The 21152-nt window shown below is 60.9% G+C and carries 23 protein-coding genes and 1 pseudogene; 9 read left to right on the forward strand and 15 right to left on the reverse strand.

The window, feature by feature from the left end; genetic code table 11:
* Both ACTD9P_RS11430 and ACTD9P_RS11435 read right to left on the reverse strand, forming a co-directional pair.
* Nucleotides 1-202, reverse strand: a pseudogene (locus ACTD9P_RS11430) (IS110 family transposase); the annotation flags it as partial.
* Between the two features lie 306 nt (nt 203-508).
* Nucleotides 509-1552, reverse strand: a complete 1044-nt coding sequence (locus ACTD9P_RS11435) for an aminopeptidase (protein WP_438867816.1) — start codon at nt 1550-1552, stop codon at nt 509-511.
* Nucleotides 1553-1695: 143 nt separating this feature from the next.
* On the opposite strand from ACTD9P_RS11435, the gene ACTD9P_RS11440 reads away from it, so the two are divergent.
* Entirely contained in the window at nt 1696-2118 is a 423-nt protein-coding gene (locus ACTD9P_RS11440; protein WP_438867817.1) for a PA0061/PA0062 family lipoprotein, read from the forward strand.
* On the opposite strand, the gene ACTD9P_RS11445 is transcribed toward ACTD9P_RS11440, so the two are convergent.
* Together ACTD9P_RS11445 and ACTD9P_RS11450 are read right to left on the reverse strand one after the other, a co-directional pair.
* Nucleotides 2119-2358 (reverse strand): DUF1161 domain-containing protein, encoded by a 240-nt coding sequence (locus tag ACTD9P_RS11445; RefSeq protein ID WP_438867818.1) that lies wholly within the window; start codon nt 2356-2358, stop codon nt 2119-2121.
* A gap of 214 nt (nt 2359-2572) precedes the next feature.
* The gene (locus tag ACTD9P_RS11450; RefSeq protein ID WP_017137919.1) at nt 2573-3001 is read right to left on the reverse strand and encodes an OsmC family protein; all 429 of its coding nucleotides are present in this window, start codon (nt 2999-3001) and stop codon (nt 2573-2575) included.
* A 217-nt stretch (nt 3002-3218) separates the two neighbouring features.
* Between ACTD9P_RS11450 and ACTD9P_RS11455 the strand changes: the two genes are divergently transcribed.
* Nucleotides 3219-4220, forward strand: a complete 1002-nt coding sequence (locus ACTD9P_RS11455; protein WP_017137920.1) for an LLM class flavin-dependent oxidoreductase — start codon at nt 3219-3221, stop codon at nt 4218-4220.
* A 140-nt stretch (nt 4221-4360) separates the two neighbouring features.
* On the opposite strand, the gene ACTD9P_RS11460 is transcribed toward ACTD9P_RS11455, so the two are convergent.
* Nucleotides 4361-4585 carry a DUF1161 domain-containing protein gene (locus tag ACTD9P_RS11460; protein WP_438867819.1) on the reverse strand — a complete coding sequence of 75 codons (225 nt, stop codon included), beginning with the start codon at nt 4583-4585 and terminating at the stop codon, nt 4361-4363.
* A 115-nt stretch (nt 4586-4700) separates the two neighbouring features.
* Nucleotides 4701-4916, reverse strand: coding sequence for a dodecin (locus tag ACTD9P_RS11465; RefSeq protein ID WP_016969657.1), 216 nt, complete (start codon nt 4914-4916; stop codon nt 4701-4703).
* A gap of 155 nt (nt 4917-5071) precedes the next feature.
* Between ACTD9P_RS11465 and ACTD9P_RS11470 the strand changes: the two genes are divergently transcribed.
* Nucleotides 5072-5398 (forward strand): ElaB/YgaM/YqjD family protein, encoded by a 327-nt coding sequence (locus ACTD9P_RS11470; RefSeq protein WP_003187304.1) that lies wholly within the window; start codon nt 5072-5074, stop codon nt 5396-5398.
* On the opposite strand, the gene ACTD9P_RS11475 is transcribed toward ACTD9P_RS11470, so the two are convergent.
* On the reverse strand, nt 5395-6291 hold the full coding sequence (locus ACTD9P_RS11475; protein ID WP_438867820.1) for a LysR family transcriptional regulator: 897 nt from the start codon (nt 6289-6291) through the stop codon (nt 5395-5397). The two genes, ACTD9P_RS11470 and ACTD9P_RS11475, sit on opposite strands and share 4 nt — an antisense overlap.
* A gap of 109 nt (nt 6292-6400) precedes the next feature.
* On the opposite strand from ACTD9P_RS11475, the gene trpB reads away from it, so the two are divergent.
* The 3 genes from trpB (at nt 6401) to ACTD9P_RS11490 (ending at nt 9036) form a co-directional block, all read left to right on the forward strand.
* Entirely contained in the window at nt 6401-7642 is a 1242-nt protein-coding gene (trpB, locus tag ACTD9P_RS11480) for a tryptophan synthase subunit beta (protein WP_438867821.1), read from the forward strand.
* Nucleotides 7642-8451, forward strand: coding sequence for a tryptophan synthase subunit alpha (trpA, locus tag ACTD9P_RS11485; protein WP_438867822.1), 810 nt, complete (start codon nt 7642-7644; stop codon nt 8449-8451). The genes trpB and trpA overlap by 1 nt, the downstream gene beginning before the upstream one ends.
* 138 nt (nt 8452-8589) lie before the next feature.
* Nucleotides 8590-9036, forward strand: a complete 447-nt coding sequence (locus tag ACTD9P_RS11490) for an anti-virulence regulator CigR family protein (RefSeq protein ID WP_438867823.1) — start codon at nt 8590-8592, stop codon at nt 9034-9036.
* A 133-nt stretch (nt 9037-9169) separates the two neighbouring features.
* Here the strand turns inward: ACTD9P_RS11490 and ACTD9P_RS11495 are convergent, their stop codons facing one another.
* From ACTD9P_RS11495 to ACTD9P_RS11520, 6 genes are all read right to left on the reverse strand, one after another.
* Nucleotides 9170-10474: an MFS transporter gene (locus tag ACTD9P_RS11495; protein ID WP_438867824.1), complete on the reverse strand. Its 1305-nt coding sequence runs from the start codon at nt 10472-10474 to the stop codon at nt 9170-9172.
* A gap of 184 nt (nt 10475-10658) precedes the next feature.
* Nucleotides 10659-11807, reverse strand: coding sequence for a galactonate dehydratase (dgoD, locus tag ACTD9P_RS11500; RefSeq protein WP_017137927.1), 1149 nt, complete (start codon nt 11805-11807; stop codon nt 10659-10661).
* Nucleotides 11808-11855: 48 nt separating this feature from the next.
* Nucleotides 11856-12476: a 2-dehydro-3-deoxy-6-phosphogalactonate aldolase gene (locus ACTD9P_RS11505; RefSeq protein WP_438867825.1), complete on the reverse strand. Its 621-nt coding sequence runs from the start codon at nt 12474-12476 to the stop codon at nt 11856-11858.
* A 1-nt stretch (nt 12477) separates the two neighbouring features.
* The gene (locus tag ACTD9P_RS11510; protein WP_438867826.1) at nt 12478-13437 is read right to left on the reverse strand and encodes a 2-dehydro-3-deoxygalactonokinase; all 960 of its coding nucleotides are present in this window, start codon (nt 13435-13437) and stop codon (nt 12478-12480) included.
* A gap of 163 nt (nt 13438-13600) precedes the next feature.
* The gene (locus ACTD9P_RS11515) at nt 13601-13927 is read right to left on the reverse strand and encodes a DOPA 4,5-dioxygenase family protein (RefSeq protein ID WP_200430990.1); all 327 of its coding nucleotides are present in this window, start codon (nt 13925-13927) and stop codon (nt 13601-13603) included.
* Between the two features lie 30 nt (nt 13928-13957).
* The gene (locus tag ACTD9P_RS11520) at nt 13958-14908 is read right to left on the reverse strand and encodes a choline sulfate utilization transcriptional regulator (RefSeq protein ID WP_438867827.1); all 951 of its coding nucleotides are present in this window, start codon (nt 14906-14908) and stop codon (nt 13958-13960) included.
* A 103-nt stretch (nt 14909-15011) separates the two neighbouring features.
* On the opposite strand from ACTD9P_RS11520, the gene betC reads away from it, so the two are divergent.
* The 3 genes from betC to ACTD9P_RS11535 all read left to right on the forward strand — a co-directional run bounded on the left by betC (nt 15012) and on the right by ACTD9P_RS11535 (nt 19188).
* Complete coding sequence (betC, locus tag ACTD9P_RS11525) at nt 15012-16526, forward strand: choline-sulfatase (RefSeq protein ID WP_438867829.1); 1515 nt, start codon at nt 15012-15014, stop codon at nt 16524-16526.
* An 18-nt stretch (nt 16527-16544) separates the two neighbouring features.
* Nucleotides 16545-17459 carry a choline ABC transporter substrate-binding protein gene (gene choX / locus ACTD9P_RS11530; protein WP_438867830.1) on the forward strand — a complete coding sequence of 305 codons (915 nt, stop codon included), beginning with the start codon at nt 16545-16547 and terminating at the stop codon, nt 17457-17459.
* Nucleotides 17460-17619: 160 nt separating this feature from the next.
* A complete protein-coding gene (locus ACTD9P_RS11535) occupies nt 17620-19188 on the forward strand; it encodes a SulP family inorganic anion transporter (RefSeq protein ID WP_438867831.1) in 1569 nt (522 codons plus the stop codon).
* Nucleotides 19189-19316: 128 nt separating this feature from the next.
* Here ACTD9P_RS11535 and aroE read toward each other — a convergent pair whose 3' ends face one another.
* Both aroE and hemF read right to left on the reverse strand, forming a co-directional pair.
* Nucleotides 19317-20135 (reverse strand): shikimate dehydrogenase, encoded by an 819-nt coding sequence (aroE, locus tag ACTD9P_RS11540; protein ID WP_438867832.1) that lies wholly within the window; start codon nt 20133-20135, stop codon nt 19317-19319.
* Nucleotides 20135-21067, reverse strand: a complete 933-nt coding sequence (gene hemF / locus ACTD9P_RS11545; protein WP_438867833.1) for an oxygen-dependent coproporphyrinogen oxidase — start codon at nt 21065-21067, stop codon at nt 20135-20137. Before hemF ends, aroE begins: the two co-directional genes overlap by 1 nt.
* Nucleotides 21068-21152 lie beyond the last annotated feature (85 nt).

The following is a 21152-nucleotide window of genomic DNA, read 5'->3' on the forward strand; positions in this document are numbered from 1 at the left end:
CTTCCATCGCCACCATCTTGACGCCCATGGATTCAAACCAATCGGCCATGGCGTGCAAATCGTCGGTGAAGGTTGAAAACCTTTTAACCGGGTCAGCGCATTTGGTCGGATCAACGGCGGCCAAATGTTCACCGCCGCCAACATCAACGGCAGCGCAGTCAGGGTGGATAACTTCAAAACGTTTTTGGTTCTTGCGCGTCATGACAATTCCTCGCAGGATTGAATGACGCGGGCGGGGTACACGGTGGCGAGCGGATTCACTCTCTTATACGTGGTCACAGCTAGCTGTGCCGACAATGACTCCACGCCGATACCGTGCAGGCCACTCTCCCACTCGGGTGCTGGCACACCAGTGCTGGTTACGGCCTTTGCCCCGCCCGCGTTCTTCAACCTTACGATGAACCAGTTTGATGCGCGACAGCGCTACATCGAAGAGGTGGCGGGGCCTCCCACATTTGACCGTGTTCACACATCACCCTGTGGGAGCGGGCTTGCTCGCGAAGGGGCCCTACTGGCCACCACCTTCCAAGTGTCGCAACGCCGCCTTACGCTGCTCAACCGGCAACCCACCGAGCTTCTCCACTGCCGCAAAAAACTTCACCCAATCCCCGCCTTGCTGCGCAAACAACGCCGCAAACGCCGGCACCCACTGGTCATACAGCCCGAACGGCAGCAACCGCGCATTGTTCAACGGCTGGTTGACCCACACGTCATAACGCTTGTCGCCGCCCCATTGGCTGTCGCGCATGTGCCGGTACTCACTGCGCAGGCGCTCGAACTCTGCCGCCTTGCCCTCTCGCATCACATCCGCCGCCAAGGGCTGGGCGTACAACGCCTCCAGGCGTTTGCGGGTATCGAGCACCAACCGGATAAACTGATCACGCTGCTGCAACGCCGCATCGCTCAGCGGCGCCAAACCCCGCGCCGCACGCCATTGGCGGGTGCCTTCCTGCTCGACGAAGTTGGCGTAGGACTCATTGAACTCAGTGTCGTCCTTTACATAAAAACGCTGGTGCGCCAGTTCGTGGAAAATCAGCGTGGCCAGGCGCTCGTCACCCCAACTCATCATCGAACTCATGATCGGGTCGTTGAACCAGCCCAGGGTGGAATAGGCTTCAACGCCGCCAATCGACACGTCCATGCCTTGTTGCCGCAATAACGCCGCTTCGCCGCGTGCTGCGCCCTGGTTGTAATAACCGCGATAGGCCACGCACCCAGCGATGGGGAAGCAGTGGGTTTCTGGCGACAGGGAAAACTCCTGCGTGGCGAACACGTTCCAGACCACATAAGGCCGGCCAATGTCGGCGTACAGGCGGTAGCTCTGGTTGTCAGGAAGGTGCAGGTGCTCACTGGCAAAGGCGCGGGCCTTCTGCGATTGCTCCAGGTGATCGCGCAACGCCTGCGGGCGAGCAGGGTCGGCGATGACCTCGGCAACCGGCTCCCGGGCCCGCAGCAAGTGCCACTGGCCGCTGGCCAACTGGCTGTAGTAACTCACACTGGAACAGCCGCTGAGCAGCAGCACCATCAACCCTGGAAGAAAACGCCTGACCATGCACCGACCGCTCCTGGGTTATTGGCTCGCCAGACTATCCTGCCTGCACGGAATTTTTCCATGCCGTGGCGTGTTTATACTGATACAGAGTCTGTTGCCACAGGCTGCCAGGTTCAATTCTTACCCACCGTTGAGTGCCCGCCATGCGCCAGCTCTTGCTACCCGTCACCGCCTTGTTTCTCAGCGCCTGCGCTTCGACCCCAATCCCGCCGGTCGACCCGCACCAGGCCTGGATCGATTTCGCCACACCGACACCCGGCGCCAAACTGGTGATGGCCCAGCGCCTGGACGGCAAGAACCTCAATGACGGACGTTTCTTCCAGGTGCCACCCGGCAGCCATGAGTTAATGGTGCGCTTTGATTTCGAAGTGAACACCGGGACCGGCTTTGGCGGCCTGGACCAGATCCATGACCGAACCTGCTTCATGACCCTGCAATACGACAACTTCCAGGCAGGCCAGCGCTATGTGCTGGAAGGGCGCTCGCTGGCTTTTACGCCCAACATCCGGCTGTACAACACGGCGCGTCAGCTGTTGGCTGAAGAGCGCAGTGTTAACTGCATCTGATCAGTTGTTGTTCTTCTGATAGAGGATGCGCTTGGTGCCGTTTTCGCAGGAGCCGACGATCATGGCGCTATCGTGGTTTTCGGCTTCTTCCTCGGTGATGATTTCCAGGGTGTAAGACGGAATCGCCTTTGCCTGGATGTTCACCTCAATTTCTTTCCTGAGCTCTTCACAATCTTTTGGCGCGGCCACAGCCGAAGTGGCCAATACACCGCAAATGATCGCCAAGGCAAAACGTTTCATGTGTGAAGCTCCGTGAATGCACTGCGCACGGGTGTGCGTCTAAGGCTGCATAGCCTATAGGACCACATCCAGGAAACACGAGTTCTGATTTAACGCAGAACTAAATGTGGGAGCGGGCTTGCTCGCGAAGGCGGTGTATCAGTCACCTGAAATATTGACTGGAAAACCGCTTTCGCGAGCAAGCCCGCTCCCACAGGGGATCTTGCTGTGTCAGTTAGACCAGCGTGGCATCCAGGCTGATTTTTGCGTTCAGCACTTTCGACACCGGGCAGCCTTCCTTCGCCTTTTTGCTCAGTTCCTCGAACTGCGCCTGGCTTGCGCCCGGGATCTTGGCTTTCAGCACCAGGTGCACGGCGGTAATCGCAAAGCCGCCGTCCACTTGGTCCAGGGTCACTTCAGCCTGGGTGTCGATGCTGTCGGCCTTAAGGCCCGCATCGCCCAGAATCATGGAAAATGCCATGGAGAAACAGCCCGCGTGGGCCGCGCCGATCAATTCTTCAGGGTTGGTGCCCTTGCCGCCCTCAAAACGCGCCTTGAAGCCGTAGGGTGCTTCGCGCAGCACGCCGGTTTCCGTGGAAATGGAACCCAGGCCAGTTTTCAGATCACCTTCCCAATGCGCGGATGCTTTTTTAACGATACTCATAGCTTTCTCCTCGAACGGTGGTTTTGCGTCAGTAAGGGTTCTGAGGATAGACGGCCCGGCAAAGTTCATCTTGTCGGAGAAACCTAGCAATTCAGTAGGAAATTTCGCAGGCTGCTATTGAATCTCGGGTATATGCCCTCATTGCATAGAGCATGCACATGAAGCGGCAGGTTTTGGTTCGTCTATAAGCCTGCGCACCTAATGGAGAAGCAGGCTTATGAAATCGCTGTCCGACGTGAAGTTCTCGACCCTCGACCTCGTGCCCGTGCGCGCCAACGGTAGCATCGCGCAGTCATTGCGCAACTCGCTGGACCTGGCCCAGCACGTGGAAAAGTTCGGCTACAACCGTTTCTGGGTAGCTGAACACCACAATATGGACGGCATCGCCAGCTCGGCCACCTCGGTGCTGCTGGGTTATTTGGCCGGCGGCACCTCGACCATTCGCGTCGGCTCCGGCGGCGTGATGCTGCCCAACCACGCGCCGCTGGTGATTGCCGAGCAGTTCGGCACCCTGGAAAGCCTGTACCCCGGCCGCATCGACCTGGGCCTGGGCCGCGCCCCCGGTTCCGACCAGATGACCGCCCGCGCCCTGCGCCGTGAACGCTCCGGCAGCGCTGACGAGTTTCCGGAAGACGTGGCCGAACTGATGGCCTACCTGGGCCCGCGCACGCCCGACCAACGAATCATCGCCGTACCCGGCACCGGCACCAACGTGCCGGTGTGGCTGCTCGGTTCCAGCCTGTTCAGCGCGCAACTGGCCGGTGAGCGCGGCTTGCCCTACGCCTTCGCCTCCCATTTCGCACCCCGTTTGATGCACGAGGCGATTCGCGTGTACCGCAATCACTTCAAGCCTTCAGCCGTGCTGGACAAGCCCTACGTGATGCTCGGCATTCCGCTGGTGGCCGCCGATACCGACGAGCAGGCCGACTACCTGGCCACTTCGGTGTACCAACGTATTCTGGCGCTGATGCGCGGGCAAAGCCTGGTGCAGCGCCCGCCAGTAAAAACCATGGACGGCCTGTGGCTGCCCCATGAAAAAGACGCGGTCGGCAGCTTCCTGGGCCTGGCCATGGTCGGTAGCCCGGCGAAGATCCGCGCGAAGTTGGAAGTGTTGATCGAGCAAACCGGCGCCGATGAGCTGATCTTTACCAGCGACCTGTATGAGCATGCCGACCGGATTCATTCCTACGAGCTGCTGGCGCAGGTGATGAAGGGCTGATAACCCGCAGGCAAAAAAAACGACGCACCTGTGGCGAGGGAGCTTGCTCCCGCTGGGCTGCGTAGCGGCCCCAAAAGAAAGGGAGCGCTGCGCACTCCAGCGGGAGCAAGCTCCCTCGCCACAATCATGTCTGCACGGGATTAACCGCGCTTGTAGACGATTTCCTTGGTGCCGCCTTGGCAGCTGCCAATCACTTTGCCATCGGCCGCCGCGCCTTTGTCGACAACATCCAGCGAATAATGCTGAACACCTTTAGCGTCGAGCTTCGCCGCGAGCTCACCTTTCAGCTCTTCACAAGGCTTGCCCGCCGCAAGGGCCGTGCCCGCAATGCTCAACAAACCTACCGCTAACAGGAACTTCTTCATCCGTTACTTTCCTTGCGCTGATCGAAAAGAGCGTGCCGACGCTTATGGCGTCGGCACCCAATGGTTGTAGCGCAGGTTATGGCAATCGGCCAGTCAGCAAGTTCAACTCACGGGATCAACTACTGGCAATTCGGAATCCCACCTTGAGCGTGACCTGAAAGTGCGCGGCCTTGCCGTCCTTGATGTGGCCACGGGTTTCGGTCACTTCAAACCACTCCAAGTGCTTGATGCTCTTATGCGCTTCAGCGATAGCGTTGTTGATTGCATCTTCGATGCTGGTGGTCGAGGAGCCGACCAGTTCGACTTTCTTGTAGGTGTGATGATCAGACATAACGTTTCTCCTGAGGTCTCTAGTGAGCGTAGCAGTGAATCTTCGTACTGCTTCTGGCGACCAATCCCACTCGAAAGTTCAGATTTACTGCACTTTCTGAAAACCCAGGAGTCGGTATCTACACATGCCACTCAATCACTTCAGGAGAGTTCCACATGGCCAACACTTCTTTACGCAAAGCGTCGCTGGAAAGCATGGAAGCCGAGATTTCGAGCCTGCTCAAGTCCCTTGAGAGCCTCAAGGACGATGCGTCCGATGAGTCGCGCAAAACGCTGAAGGCCCTGAAAAGCAATGCCGAGAATGCCCTCAAGCACTCCCGCCACTTGATCAGCGATGCCTACGAAGAAAGCAAAGTCAAAATCCGCGAAACCAGCGCGGCAACCCGCGACTACGCACAAGAGCACCCATGGACTACCGCTGGCGTTGCCGTTGGCGCGCTGGGCCTGCTGGCCGCTTACCTGCTGTGCAAACGCGGTGACTAAGCGGGCTGGCGCAACAGCTCAGCCTTGAGCCACTGCGCCAACTGACCCGCGCGCCCGTCTGCGGCGCGCTTGGGTAGCCACAACGCCAGGTGCGCCGGGGTTTCGCTGAAACCCCACGGCGCCACCAGGCGACCCGCGAGCAGGTCCTCTGCCACCAGCGGTTCGGGCGCAATCGCCACACCCAAACCTGCCACCGCCGCCTCCAGCAAATAATACAAATGCTCAAAACCCTGGCCGTGCTTCAACGCGCCCGGCTCGATGCCGTGCTGCTGTGCCCAACTGGGCCAGGCTTGCGGGCGCGAGGTGGTGTGTAACAAGGCTTCACCGCACAGGGCTTGGGGCGGCGCTTGGCGCAGGCGTTCGTAACCGGCAAAGCGCGGGCTCATTACCGGGCCGATTCGCTCACTTGCCAATTCGTACACCTGCATGTCGGCTGGCCACGGCGGCTCAGCAAAAACCAGCAGGGCATCCAGGCCGGGGCGCCGTGGGTCGAGGTCGCCGTCACCCGCCGACAGGTGCAAACGCAAGTCGGGCAGATCAGCGTTCAAGCGGCCCAGGCGCGGAATCAGCCAGCGCGCCAGCAAACTGCCCGAGCAGCCGAGCACAAAGGGCGCATCGGCGCCGGCCTGGGTCAGCTCGGCGCAAACATCCCTTAAACGCTCGAACGCTTCGGCACTGGCATCCCTGAGCCGAACGCCTGCATCTGTGAGTTTAAGGCCGCGCCCGTCTTTGGCGAACAGGCTGACACCCAGGTGTTCTTCCAACACCTTCAACTGGCGGCTGACTGCACCATGGGTCACATGCAGTTGCTCAGCCGCCTGGCTGACGCTGTTCAAGCGGGCGGTGGCCTCAAACGCACGCAAGGCATTGAGGGGTGGAAGGTCTCGGCTCATCTGTGAGTTTTCCTGACAGGTTGTGGCGATCTTATCGGTTTTCAGCGTGAAGCGTCAGGGGTAGAGTGGCCGTCATTGCCTCTCCTCACCTTCTTTCCTGGAGCGCCCCATGACTCAGTCCCAGACCGACCTTCGCAACGGCCCCGACGCCAACGGCCTGTTTGGCGCGTTCGGCGGCCGCTACGTCGCTGAAACCCTGATGCCGTTGATCCTCGACCTGGCCCGTGAATACGAAGCGGCCAAGATCGATCCGGCCTTCAACGAAGAATTGGCCTACTTCCAACGCGACTATGTCGGGCGCCCAAGCCCGCTGTACTTCGCCGAGCGCCTGACCGACTTCTGTGGCGGCGCCAAGATCTACCTCAAGCGCGAAGAGCTCAACCACACCGGCGCGCACAAGATTAACAACTGCATCGGCCAGATCCTGCTGGCGCGGCGCATGGGCAAAAAACGCATCATCGCCGAGACCGGCGCGGGCATGCACGGCGTGGCCACCGCCACCGTGGCGGCGCGCTTTGGCCTCGATTGCGTGATCTACATGGGCACCACCGACATCGAGCGCCAGCAGGCCAACGTGTTCCGCATGAAGCTGCTGGGCGCAGAAGTGATCCCGGTGGTCGCCGGCACCGGCACCCTTAAAGACGCGATGAACGAAGCCCTGCGTGACTGGGTGACTAACGTCGACAGCACCTTCTACCTGATCGGCACTGTGGCTGGCCCACACCCGTATCCCGCGATGGTGCGCGACTTCCAGGCCGTGATCGGCAAGGAAACCCGCGACCAGTTGCAAGCCCAGGAAGGCCGCCTGCCGGACAGCCTGGTGGCATGCATCGGCGGTGGCTCCAACGCCATGGGCCTGTTCCACCCGTTCCTGGATGACACCAGCGTGGAGATCATTGGCGTTGAAGCCGCCGGCCACGGCATCGAAACCGGCAAGCACGCCGCCAGTCTCAACGGCGGCGTACCGGGCGTGCTGCACGGCAACCGCACCTTCCTGTTGCAGGACGACGACGGCCAGATCATCGACGCCCACTCGATTTCCGCCGGCCTCGACTACCCAGGCATCGGCCCTGAGCACGCGTGGTTGCATGATATCGGCCGCGTTCAGTACACCTCGGTGACCGACGACGAAGCCCTTGAAGCCTTCCACAAATGCTGCCGCCTGGAAGGGATTATTCCTGCGCTGGAAAGCGCCCATGCCCTGGCTGAAGTGTTCAAACGCGCACCGACCTTGCCGAAAGATCACCTGATGGTGGTGAACCTGTCCGGCCGTGGCGACAAAGACATGCAGACCGTGATGCACCACATGGACCTCTCTCAACAAGAGCAGTCGACGCAGGAGAAACACTGATGAGCCGCCTGCAAACCCGCTTTGCGCAACTGAAAGAACAAAACCGCGCCGCCCTGGTGACCTTCGTCACCGCCGGCGACCCGGGTTATGACACTTCGCTGGCGATCCTCAAGGGCTTGCCCGCCGCCGGTGCCGACGTGATCGAGTTGGGCATGCCGTTCACCGACCCGATGGCCGACGGCCCGGCGATTCAACTGGCCAACATCCGTGCGCTGGAAGCCAAACAGAACCTGCTGAAAACCCTGCAGATGGTCCGCGAGTTCCGCAAAGACAACCAGGACACGCCACTGGTGCTGATGGGTTACTTCAACCCGATCCACAAATACGGTGTGCCCAAGTTTATCGCCGACGCCAAAGAAGCCGGCGTAGACGGCTTGATCGTGGTCGACATGCCCCCTGAGCATAACGGCGAGCTGTGCGACCCGGCCCAGGCCGCAGGCATCGACTTTATCCGCCTGACCACGCCGACCACCGATGACGTGCGCCTGCCAACCGTACTTAATGGCAGCTCCGGTTTTGTGTATTACGTGTCGGTGGCCGGTGTGACCGGTGCCGGTGCCGCCACCCTGGAACACGTCGAAGAAGCCGTGACCCGCCTGCGTCGGCATACCGACCTGCCAATCAGCATCGGCTTTGGTATTCGCACGCCGGAACAAGCCGCCGCTATCGCCCGTCTGGCAGACGGTGTGGTGGTAGGTTCGGCGCTGATCGATCACATCGCCACCGCGAAAAATGATCAGCAAGCAATCGATGGGGTATTGACCCTGTGTGCAGCCCTGTCGGAAGGTGTCCGTAACGCCCGTAAGTAAGCGGCGTGTAGCAATGGGTAAAGTTCCTGATACAGAGGAATCATCTGGGTAATCCAGTACCTAAACTGACAAGACCAAGGGATTTCGAGCTTCGTTCGAAATCCCTTTTTTGTTCGTGCAGTACTGAGGAAAGCCCCCATGAAAATGCCCAAACGCTGGATCGCAGGTCTTGGCGTGTTGATGCTCGGCGCAAGTGCCCTGGCGCAAGCCGCGCCGCCCGACCAACGCGGCGATGGCCCAGGCCGTGGCGGCCCGCAAGGCCAGTACGAGCAACGCGGTGACGACCATCGCGGCCCGCAGGATAACCGTCGTGGCGGCCCACCTCAGGATTTCGGCCCGGTGCGCCAGGTGATTCGTGACAACCACAACGACTTCCGCCGTGGCGCACCACCACCGCCCGGCGTGCGCCTGGTGCGGGGCCAACCACTGCCACGCAACTACTACGGCGAACGCCTCGACAACCGCGCCTTGGCCCATCTGCCGCAATACCCAGGGTATGAATGGCGCCGGTCCGGCGGCGATGTCGTGTTGATCGCCATCGGCACCAGCATCGTCTACCAGATCCTGGATGGCGCCCTCTACTAGCCCCGAGATGCTTTTGTGGCGAGGGAGCTTGCTCCCGCTGGACCGGGCTGGCGTTCCAGTGCGCAGCGCTCCCGTTTTTTTGGGGCTGCTACGCAGCCCAGCGGGAGCAAGCTCCCTCGCCACAGGTTTTTATCTACAGCTCTATGCGCTCGACCTTGCCCACCAGCAACACGTAGGACAGCGCCCCCAGTAAAGCCAGTACCGCAATATAAGTAATCGCCGGCGCAAACGAATTTCCACTGGCCAGAAAGCCAATCACAATCGGCGTGGTAATCGCCGACAAGTTGCCGATGAAGTTAAACACCCCACCCGTCAGCCCCAGCAACCGCGCTGGCGCCAAAGTCGACACCAATGACCAGGTGATCGACGCCAGGCCATTGCCAAAGAACGCCACCGCCAGAAATGCGATCACCCAGGCCGTCGAGTCCACATAGTTGGCGCCGATGATCGCCGTGGAAATCAGCAGCCCACCAATGATCGGCAGCTTGCGCGCAAACCCTACCGACGTGCCCCGGCGAATCAGCCAATCAGAAAAAATCCCCGAACACAGCACGCCGATAAACGCAGCGAGGAAAGGCAGCGACGCCAGCAGCCCGGACTTGATGAAGTCCATGCCGCGGTATTTCACCAGGTAGGTCGGGAACCACGTCAGGAAAAACCACAGTGTCGAGTTCAGGCAGAACTGCCCCAGGTAAATGCCCCACAGCTTGCGCTTGCTTAGCACTATCCCGAGGTCGACCCAACTGAACGGCGCCTTGACCGCTTTCGCCTGCATATCCACCAGGCCGCCGCCCTCGCGGATCAGCTCGATTTCTGCCGCGTTAGCGCCTTTGAAATCCTTCGGCTCGCGGTACACCGCGTACCAGATCAGCGCCCACAGAATGCCGACACCACCGGTGGCGACAAACACCATGTGCCAACCGAATGCGTGCTGCAGCCAGGCCAACACCGGCGTCAGAAACGCCAGCCCGACAAACTGCCCGGAGGTGTAAACACCAATCGCGGTGGCACGCTCGCGCTCGGGAAACCAGGTGGTGACCACGCGGCTGTTGATTGGATAGGCCGGTGCTTCCAGGGCGCCGACGGCCATGCGCAGCACGAACAGCGCAATAAAGCTGGCAGCAAACCCCAGCATCACCGTGGCGATGGACCACAACAGCAGCGCCACGGTGTAGAGAATGCGCGGCGGCACGCGGTCCACCAGCCAGCCGCCGGGGATTTGCATGGCGGCGTAGGTCCAGCCGAACGCGGAGAAGATCAGCCCGACATGCACCGGGTCGATCCCCAGTTCGCTGGTCAGCGCCGGGGCGGCAATCGACAGGTTGCTGCGGTCGAGGTAGTTGATTACCACGGTGATAAACAGCAGCACCATGATGAAGAAACGCTTTCTGCTGGGCGTGACGAGAGAAGCCTGCCCAGTGAAGGATTCAGGGTGCATGGGGGGTTGCCTCTTCTTGTGATTATTGAGGTCCGGAATGGGGCCTGACTGAAGAAACTGGATCAAAACTGTGGGAGCGGGCTTGCTCGCGAATACGGTGTGTCATTCAACACATCCGCAACTGAGCTACCGCATTCGCGAGCAAGCCCGCTCCCACACTTGACCGCATTCCTTCAGTAAGGAATTACCACTCGGCAAAGCTGCCGTCGGCATGCCGCCAGATCGGGTTACGCCAGCGGTGGCCGATGGCGGCGCGTTCGATCACGTATTCCTCGTTGATCTCAATGCCCAGACCCGGCCCGTTGGGGATCTTCACGAAGCCTTTGTCATAGTCGAACACGCCTGGGTCGCGCACGTAATCGAGCAGGTCGTTGCTCTCGTTGTAGTGGATGCCCAGGCTTTGCTCCTGGATAAACGCGTTGTAGCAAACCGCGTCCAATTGCAGGCACGCCGCCAGGGCAATCGGACCCAGCGGACAGTGCAGGGCCAGGGCCACGTCGTAAGCTTCGGCCATGTTGGCGATCTTGCGGGTTTCGGTGATGCCGCCAGCGTGGGACGCGTCCGGCTGGATGATGTCGACATAACCTTCGCTGAGCACACGCTTGAAGTCCCAACGCGAAAACAGCCGCTCGCCCAGGGCAATCGGCGTGCTGGTCAGCGGCGCCAGCTCTTTGAGCGCTTCGTAGTTTTCGCTGAGCACCGGCTCTTCGATAAACATCAACTTGTACGGGTCCAGCTCTTTCATCAGCACCTTGGCCATGGGCTTGTGCACACGGCCATGGAAGTCGACGCCGATGCCGACGTTAGGCCCGACCGCATCTCGCACTGCGGCTACGTTGGCCAGTGCCAGGTCGACTTTTTCGAAGCTGTCGACGAACTGCAATTCTTCGGTGCCATTCATTTTCACGGCGGTGAAGCCACGGGCCACGGCCTCTTTGGCGGCGCGGGCGGTGTCGGCGGGGCGGTCGCCGCCGATCCAGGAATACACGCGGATCTTGTCACGCACCTGGCCACCCAACAGGTCGCTGACCGACACGCCGAGCGCCTTGCCCTTGATGTCCCACAGCGCCTGGTCGATACCGGCGAGGGCGCTCATGTGCACCGCGCCGCCACGGTAGAAGCCACCACGATAGAGCACGGTCCATATGTCTTCGATATTGCGTGGGTCTTTGCCGATCAGGTAGTCGGACAGTTCTTCGACGGCGGCAGCCACGGTGTGGGCGCGGCCCTCCACCACAGGCTCACCCCAGCCAGTCACACCCTGGTCGGTCTCGACCTTGAGGAAGCACCAGCGCGGCGGGACGATAAAGGTGGTCAGTTTGGTGATTTTCATCTTCTTATCTCTCTTATCGATGCAGCGCCAGTGGCGCAAACCTTGAGTTCAGTTAAGCGCGTTCCAGGCCGCGACATAGGCCTGGGCATTGCTCGCCACTTGGTCTACCGACATGCCCGGTTTGAACAACCCGGAACCCAGGCCAAAGCCCTTGGCGCCAGCGTCGAAATACACTTGCATGTTGCCTGGGGTCACGCCGCCCACCGGCAGCAGCAAGGTGCCGGTCGGCAGTACCGCCAGCCACGCCTTGATCACCGCCGGGCCCATTTGCTCGGCCGGGAACAGCTTCAATACATCCGCGCCTTCGGCCAACGCGGCGAAGGCTTCGGTCGGCGTCGCCACACCCGGCGACAGGAACAAGCCCGCCGCCTTGGCGGCACGCAATACCTTGGCATCGCTGTGGGGCATGACGATGACTTGGCCGCCAGCGGCTTTGACCTGCTCGACCTGTTCCGGAGTCAGCACGGTGCCCGCGCCGATCAGGCAATCGGCGGGCAAGGTGTCGCGCAGGGTGCGGATGCTGGTGTAAGGCTCCGGCGAATTCAGTGGCACTTCGATCACGCGAAAACCGGCCTCATAGAGCACCTGGCCAATCGCCCGCACTTCATCCGGGCGCACGCCGCGCAAAATTGCGATCAAACCGTTGTATGCGAGTGCTTGCTTGAGCATGTCAGGCCTCCAGTACAGGTTGAGTGAGCCCAGCGGCGACGGCCAATTGCCACAGGCCGCGCTCGGTGGCTTCCTGCGCGAGGCTGACGTGGGCAAAGCCGCAGAGGGCGAGGGCGCGTTGGTAGCGGGCGCAGAGGTTGGCGGCGCCGACCAGGACGATAGGCTTGTGTTTGGCCTGCGGTGGCAAGCCGGCAAGTTCGTGGCCGATCAACAGGCCGGACAGATAATCGGGCTGCTCGTCAGGTGCCAGTTCGCCGGTCAAGCCCAGCGTGCGGGCGCTGAACAAGGTCGACAGCACGCCGCGCTGGCCATCCTCCGAGAGCGCCACGCGCACGCCACGATCAAAGGCCTCGCCCTGGAATTTTTCGGACGGTTGCTGGGTACGCCCAAGAATGCTGTGCTTGCTGAGTACCGCAAACAGCTCGCCGGTCATGAACGTGTCGAAGTGGGTGATGCAACCTTCAACCACCTCGACCCATTTGGAATGGCTGCCCGGCAGGCCGATCAACACGTCGGCGCCCAGGCCCTGCAGCACACCCAGCACTTGGGTTTCTTCGCCACGCATCACATTGGGCAAGCCGACCCGCTCGATCACACCCGGCACAATGTGCACCTGCACCCCGCGCAGGCTACACACTGGGTGCAAGGCCTGGCCGAGGCTGGCGACGTCGACGGGCGTCTTGCGGTAAGCCGCTTCGCTCCAGCCCTGGGCGCTGCCGACCATGCCGCAGGCAATTACCGGCAGGCCGGGCTGCGCGTCGAGCCAGTCGCCGCAGGCCGCATCGAACGCCAACTCAAAACCATCGCTGCAGAGCGCGCCGGCAATCTCCCGAGGTTCACTGGGCAGGTGCATGATGCCGAACGCCAGTGCGCGCTGTTCGAGCACGCAGCCTTCCGGGCCGAGTTTGTAAGCACGAAGGGAGCTGGTCCCCCAGTCGAGCGCGATCAATTGCGCCTGCATCGCTTCACCTGAAATGAGTGGGTGCTGAAAAAAGCAGATGGGCGAATATAAACCTATGACTGGCGATATCTCAATATATAAATAACAGTCCCACATATTGGGTTTATTTAATAAAAAATCCCATCGCCTTTGCACAAGGTGATGGGATTAGTTGCAACAGTGGTTAAAAAATGGACAGGTTCAGCTCGCGCATCGCGCCCATCCAGATCGCGTAATCGGTGTGGTCCTTCAAGTCATCGCCGGTATCCGGGTGCAGGAACACCACCAGCCCGTCGCGATGCAGCGCCAGCCACGGCAGCACCACGCCGATGTATTCCGGCTCGAACGCCAGCTGGCAGCTCCAGTCCGGGTGCGGGCCAACCGGTCTTTCGTGTACACGGCCCATACGCAGCGGGAACAGCTTGGCCGCGTCTTCGCAGAGCTTGCGCGCCTGGTCGATGGTGCTGGCGTCAAAGTAGATATGGGCGTGGTAGCCCTTGATACGTTGCATGGCGAAATCCGGATCCAATATGCGCCGATCCTAGACCGCAATCGACGGCAGGGCTAGCCCAGTCAACGACTGCGCGCTGCTGGCTTGCTCGGCCACCAGCCACTCGACAAAGCGCTCGACCAATTGCCCCCGGCGTTTGCGCTGGGGTTGCACTACGTAATAACCGAAGCGCGAGATCACGGTGTCGCTGATCGGCCGGCACAACCAGTTCTGCTCCAGCAGGTTATCCACCAAATGGCGCCAGCCGATGGCCACGCCCTGGCCGGCAATCGCGGCCTGGATCAGCAGGGTGTAATTGTCGAAGCGCAATTGCCCAGGCGTGGGCGCCGTGGTGATGCCCAACTCACGAAACATGCCGCTCCAGTCGAACCATTGGCTGTTGTTTTCCTGGCGCAGGTGCAGCAGCGGGTAATCGTGCAGATTTTGCACCGTCAGTGGCGTGGACTGGGCCTTGAGCCATTGCGGGCTGCACACCGGAAACACCTCCTCGTTGAACAGCCACAAGCTCTCGCCCTGCTTGAAACGACCATCGCCAAACAACACCGCCACGTCGATATCGCTGCGCAACGTGGCGTGGTTGCGTTCGCTGGTCACCAGGCTGACGTCCACCTGCGGGTTGGCCTGGTGAAAGCGATGCAGGCGTGGCATCAGCCAGTAGGCGGCGAAGGCGAAGTCGGTGGCCACTTGCAGCACTTCGTGCTGGTCCTGCTGGGTGATCGCGCTGAGGCCTTGGTTGATGGCCTGCAAACCGCCTTGCACCTGTTCGAACAACAGCGCGCCTGCATCCGTCAGTTCGATGCCTCGGTAGATGCGATCAAACAGACGGATCGCCAGTTGCTCTTCAAGGCGCTTGATCTGCTGGCTGATGGCTGGCTGCGTAGTGCCCAGTTCCATCGCAGCGGCGGTAAAGCTGCGATGGCGCGCCGCTGCTTCAAAGGCACGCAGCAGGTCGAGGGACAGATCACCGAGGGCTTCATACATAAGCTGTGCTTATCCTAGACATTGCTTTTCATGGGCTTTACCCCATTTTCCATGGGCCGCATGCTCATTCGCATAAACACCGCCTATGGAATGCCGATAGATCATGAAGCGCAAGAACATTCTTTTCATCATGGCCGATCAAATGGCCGCGCCGATGCTGCCGTTCTACGGACCTTCCCCAATCGAGTTGCCGAACCTGAGCCGCCTCGCCGAACAAGGCGTGGTGTTTGACGCCGCCTACTGCAACAGCCCGTTGTGCGCGCCCTCACGCTTCACCCTGGTGAGCGGCCAGTTGCCGAGCAAGATTGGCGCCTACGACAACGCCGCCGATTTCCCCGCCGATGTACCGACCTATGCCCACTACCTGCGCCGCCTCGGTTACCGCACGGCACTGTCGGGCAAGATGCATTTCTGCGGGCCGGATCAGTTGCACGGTTATGAAGAACGCCTGACCAGCGACATCTACCCGGCCGACTATGGCTGGGCGGTGAACTGGGATGAACCGGACGTGCGCCCCACCTGGTACCACAACATGTCGTCGGTGCTGCAAGCCGGGCCGTGCGTGCGCACCAATCAGCTGGACTTCGACGAAGAGGTGGTGTTCAAGGCCCAGCAGTATCTGTTCGACCATATCCGTGAAGACGGCAATCAGCCGTTCTGCCTCACCGTCTCGATGACGCACCCGCACGACCCGTACACCATCCCCAAGCCGTTCTGGGACCTGTACGACGACAGCGACATCCCAATGCCAGTGACGCCCGCGCAAGGCGATCTCGACCCGCATTCCCAGCGCCTGCTCAAGGTTTACGACCTGTGGGACAAGCCGCTGCCTGTGGACAAGATCCGCGATGCGCGCCGCGCCTACTTCGGCGCGTGCAGCTACATCGACAGCAATGTCGGCAAACTCCTGCAAACCCTGGAAGACACCGGCCTGGCCGACGACACGGTCATCATCTTCTCCGGCGACCATGGCGACATGCTCGGCGAGCGTGGCCTCTGGTACAAAATGCACTGGTTTGAAATGGCTGCCCGCGTACCGCTGCTGGTGAGTGCGCCAGGCCAGTTTGCGGCGGGGCGCGTGAGCAAGGCTGTGTCCACCGCCGACCTGCTGCCCACCCTGGTTGAACTGGCCGGCGGCGAACTGGACCCGCGCCTGGCGCTGGACGGCCGCTCGCTGGTCCCGCACTTGCAAGGGCAGGGCGGGCACGACGAAGTGTTTGGCGAATACATGGCCGAAGGCACCATCAGCCCGCTGATGATGATTCGGCGCGGTGCCTACAAATTCATCTACAGCGAAGACGACCCTTGTCTACTGTTCGATGTACACAACGACCCGCACGAGCGGGAAGACCTCAGCCAGTCACCGGAACACCGGCCACTGTTCGAGGCGTTTTTGAATGAAGCGCGGGCCAAATGGGACATCCCGGCGATCCACCAGCAGGTGCTCGCCAGCCAACGCCGTCGCCGCCTGGTGTTCGAGGCGCTGACCCAGGGCAAGCTGAAGAGCTGGGATCACCAGCCACTGGTGGACGCCAGCCAGCAATACATGCGCAACCATATCGACCTCGACGACCTGGAGCGCAAGGCACGTTATCCACAACCCTGCCAAAACCAATAAATAGACAGAGGGAAGGCCATGCAAAAGTTGACCGTGGTACTGAGTATGTTGGTGCTGGGCAGCGCCAATGTGTACGCAGACACTAGCTGCGAAACGGTAAAAATGGCCGATCCCGGCTGGAGCGATATCGCCGCCACCAATGCCATCACCGGTTTCCTGTTGAACGGCATGGGCTACAAGGCCAAGGTCGACACCCTGGCGGTGCCGATCACGTTTGGCGGGCTCAAGGATGGCCAGGTGGATGTGTTCATGGGCAACTGGATGCCGGCACAGCAGGGTTTCTACGACAAGTTCGTGGCCAATGGCGATGTGGTGCAACTGGCGAAAAACCTCGACGGCACCGAGTTCACCCTCGCCGTGCCGGACTACGTATGGGACGCCGGTGTGCATGATTTTTCCGACTTGAACAAATTTGCCGACAAGTTCGACAAGAAGATCTACGGCATTGGCTCCGGCGCGCCGGCGAATATTTCGCTGCAGGAGATCATCAAGAAGAATGACTTCGACCTGGGCCAGTGGAAGCTGATCGAGTCGAGCGAGCAGGCGATGCTGGCCGAAGTGTCGCGGGCGGTGAAAAAGCAGAAGTTCGTGACCTTCCTCGGCTGGACACCACACCCGATGAACGTGCAATTGAAGATGCACTACCTCAAAGGCGGCGAGAAATATTTTGGTGACACCGGCAGCGTGTATACCTTGACCCGCAAGGGTTATGCACAGGCCTGCCCGAACGTAGGAAAGTTGCTGACCAACCTGAGTTTTACCCAAGAGATGGAGAACAGCATCATGGCGCAGGTGGTCAACAATAAAGTCAGCAATGCCGAGGCGGCGAAAGCGTGGATCAAAGCCAACCCGGCGATATTGGACAAGTGGCTCGATGGCGTGAAAACCGTGGATGGCAAGGATGCGCTGGCGGCTGTCAAAGCCAAACTCTAAGGTCTGATGCAATCCGAATGTGGGAGCGGGCTTGCTCGCGAATGCGGTATGTCAGTTGATAGATTCATTGGCTGAACCACCGCATTCGCGAGCAAGCCCGCTCCCACAGGGACCAATGTGTACTGATATTCTGGCTCAAACCTTCCAACCCGAGCTCACGATGCCCCGGCCCAACCGCCACACTCTCTTGCCCTTCCTCGCCTGGCTGCCGCGCCAAACCCGCGCCAGCGTCGGCCGCGATGCGATTGTCGGGCTCAGCGGCGCCGTGCTCGCCTTGCCGCAGTCGATTGCCTACGCGCTGATCGCTGGGCTCCCACCCGAATACGGCCTGTATGCCGCCATCATCCCGGTGTTGATCGCCTGCCTGTGGGGCTCCTCCTGGCACCTGATCTGTGGGCCGACGGCGGCGATTTCCATAGTCCTGTATGCCAGCGTCAGTCCGCTGGCCGTGCCTGGCTCGCAGGACTACATCACGTTGATCCTGTTGCTCACATTCCTTGCCGGTGTATTCCAGTGGCTGCTGGGCATGCTGCGCTTCGGCGCGCTGGTGAACTTCGTCTCGCATTCGGTGGTGCTGGGTTTCACTCTGGGCGCTGCCGTGGTGATTGCCTTGGGGCAATTGCCCAACTTGCTGGGGCTGGAGTTGCCCAGCCAGGCCACGGCGATCAATAGCTTGCTGGCATTGGTAGAGCATGCCGGGGAATGGGACCACGCCTCACTGGCACTGGGCCTGGGCACCTTGCTGGTGGGCGCGCTGCTCAAATACCTGGTCCCGCGTTGGCCAACCCTGTTGATTGCGCTGGCGCTGGGCAGCCTGGTGGCGTGGCTGTGGCCGGCGATGTTCGGGCATGTGGCGCTGGTGAGTTCGTTTGTCGGCAAACTACCGCCGTTCAGCCCGCTGCCGATGGACCTGGACATGCTCCTGCGCCTGCTGCCCAGCGCCGTGGCGGTGGGCATGCTCGGGCTGGTCACCAGCCTGTCGATTGCGCGCTCGTTGTCGGCGCGTTCACAGCAATTGCTCGACGCCAATCAGGAAGTCCGTGCGCAGGGTTTATCCAATATCATCGGCGGCTTTTTCTCCGGGTACTTGTCGGCCGGCTCCTTTACCCGCTCCGGCCTGAGCTATGAAGCAGGCGCCTGCTCGCCCTTGGCAGGCGTGTTTTCCGCGCTCTGGGTGGCATTGTTTGCGTTGTTCGGCGCGGCCCTGATCGCGCACATTCCGATCCCGAGCATGGCTGCAAGCATCCTGCTGATTTGCTGGGGCCTGGTGGATCATCGTGGCATTCGCGCGCTGTTCCGCGTCAGCCGCGCCGAGTTTGTGGTGATGAGCCTGACCTGCGTCGCGACCTTGCTGCTGGAGCTGCAAACGGCGATTTATGCGGGCGTGCTGGCATCGTTGTTTTTCTACCTCAAACGCACCTCGCAGCCGCGGGTTCAGCAATGGCGCGACGGTGATGAGGATGTGTTACGGGTGGGCGGTTCGATCTTTTTCGGCGCCAGCCATTACCTGCAAGTGCGGCTGCAAAGCTTGCAGGGCGAACGGGTGGTGATCGAGGCACAGCAGATTAACTTTATCGACTATTCCGGGGTGGAGATGCTGCACCAGGAGGCGCGGCGGTTGGTGGGTTTGGGGCGCAGCCTGACGTTGCGCCGGGCGCGGCCGCAAGTCGTGGAAGAATTAAAGAAATTGGAAGGGCCCGACAAATGCCCCATCCATTTTGAAGAATAAACACGGTTAAAACTGTGGGAGCGGGCTTGCTCGCGAATGCGGTGGCTCAGTTAAGTAATTATTGACTGACACACCGCTTTCGCGAGCAAGCCCGCTCCCACACTGACTGTGCCCACATTCGCTTTGTGTCAGGCCAACTGTCTACGCAACTCAGCCAACACCGGTGCCGACTCCGGGCGCACGCCGCGCCACAGGTAGAAGGCTTCTGCGGCCTGCTCCACCAACATGCCCAACCCGTCCATCGCCACCGCCGCGCCTTGCTCGGTAGCCCAGCGACAGAAGGCGGTCGGCTCCTTGGCGTACATCATGTCGTAGCAAAAGGTTTTGCCCGGTTCGATCAGGCTGCCGGCAATCGGCGGTACATCACCTGACAGGCTGGCGGACGTGGCATTGATGATCACGTCCACCGGCTCACGCAGCCAGTCGAAACCGCTGGCAGACACCGGCCCCAAATCGTCGAACAGCTCGGCAAGCAGTTCGGCTTTTTCCACGGTGCGGTTGGCGATGATCAATGAGGCGGGCTGCTCAGCCAACAAGGGCTCCAGCGCGCCGCGTACCGCGCCACCGGCGCCCAGCAGCAGAATGCGTTTGCCGTGCAGGCTCAACCCGGCGTTTACCGTCAGGTCGCGCACCAGGCCGGCACCGTCGGTGTTGTCGCCCAACAAGCTGCCGTCGGCGAGCTTGCTCAGGGTGTTCACGGCGCCTGCGCGCTGGGCGCGTTCGGTCAGGCTGTTGGCCAGGCGGAAGGCGTCTTCCTTGAACGGCACGGTGACGTTGGCGCCACGGCCTTGTGCAAAGAACTCACGGGCACAGCCGGTGAAATCCTCCAGCGGCGCAAGCAGGGTGCTGTAGTCCAGTTCCTCGCCGGTCTGCTCGGCGAACATACGGTGAATCAACGGCGACTTGCTGTGGCCGATGGGGTTGCCGAACACCACATAACGGTCCATCAGACAGCTGCCTTGGGCGCAGCAAGCCCCAGCCAGTCGCGGTCTTGCAGGTAGTAGTCGGTGAGGCGCGCCTCTTCGCTGTCGGCCTCGGCTTTCCAGTCGTAGCTCCAGCGTACTTGCGGCGGCAGCGACATCAGGATCGACTCGGTACGCCCGCCCGATTGCAGGCCGAACAGGGTGCCACGGTCGTAGACCAGGTTGAATTCAACGTAGCGGCCACGACGGAATTCCTGGAACTGGCGCTGCTGCTCGGTGTAAGCCATAGCCTTGCGGCGCTGCACGATTGGCAGGTAGGCGTCGATGTAGGCATCGCCGATGGCGCGGATGAAGGCGAAGCAGGTATCGAAGCCCCACTCGTTCAAGTCATCGAAGAACAGGCCGCCGATGCCGCGTGGTTCATTGCGGTGCTTGATATGGAAGTAGGTGTCGCACCAGGCCTTATAGCGCGAATACACGTCTGGGCCAAACGGCGCACAGGCCTGCTCGGCCACGCGGTGCCAGTGGACACAGTCTTCTTCATTGCCGTAGTAGGGCGTGAGGTCGAAGCCGCCACCGAACCACCACACCGGTTCTTCGCCGTCTTTTTCGGCGATGAAAAAGCGCACGTTGGCGTGGGATGTCGGCACATGCGGGTTGTGCGGGTGGATCACCAGCGACACGCCGAGGGCTTCAAAGCCACGGCCGGCCAACTCCGGGCGATGCGCGCTGGCGGACGGTGGCAGGCCACTGCCGAATACGTGGGAAAAGTTGACCCCGCCTTTTTCGATCACCGAACCGTTTTCGATCACACGGGTGCGACCGCCGCCGCCGGCAGGCCGGGTCCAGGCGTCTTCGATAAAGCGAGTGTCCGTCTCGAAGGTTTCCAGGGCGCTGCAAATGCGGTCTTGCAGGTCGAGCAGGTAGGCTTTAACAGCCTCGGTGCGGGTAGTCATGGCATCACCTTGAATCGGGCAAAGCTACGCGAGGCCATCGGGCGTCGGCGGCAAATGGGCGCACAGGATAGCACTGCATCCGACT

This window comes from Pseudomonas onubensis (assembly GCF_965653655.1).
GTDB lineage: Bacteria > Pseudomonadota > Gammaproteobacteria > Pseudomonadales > Pseudomonadaceae > Aquipseudomonas.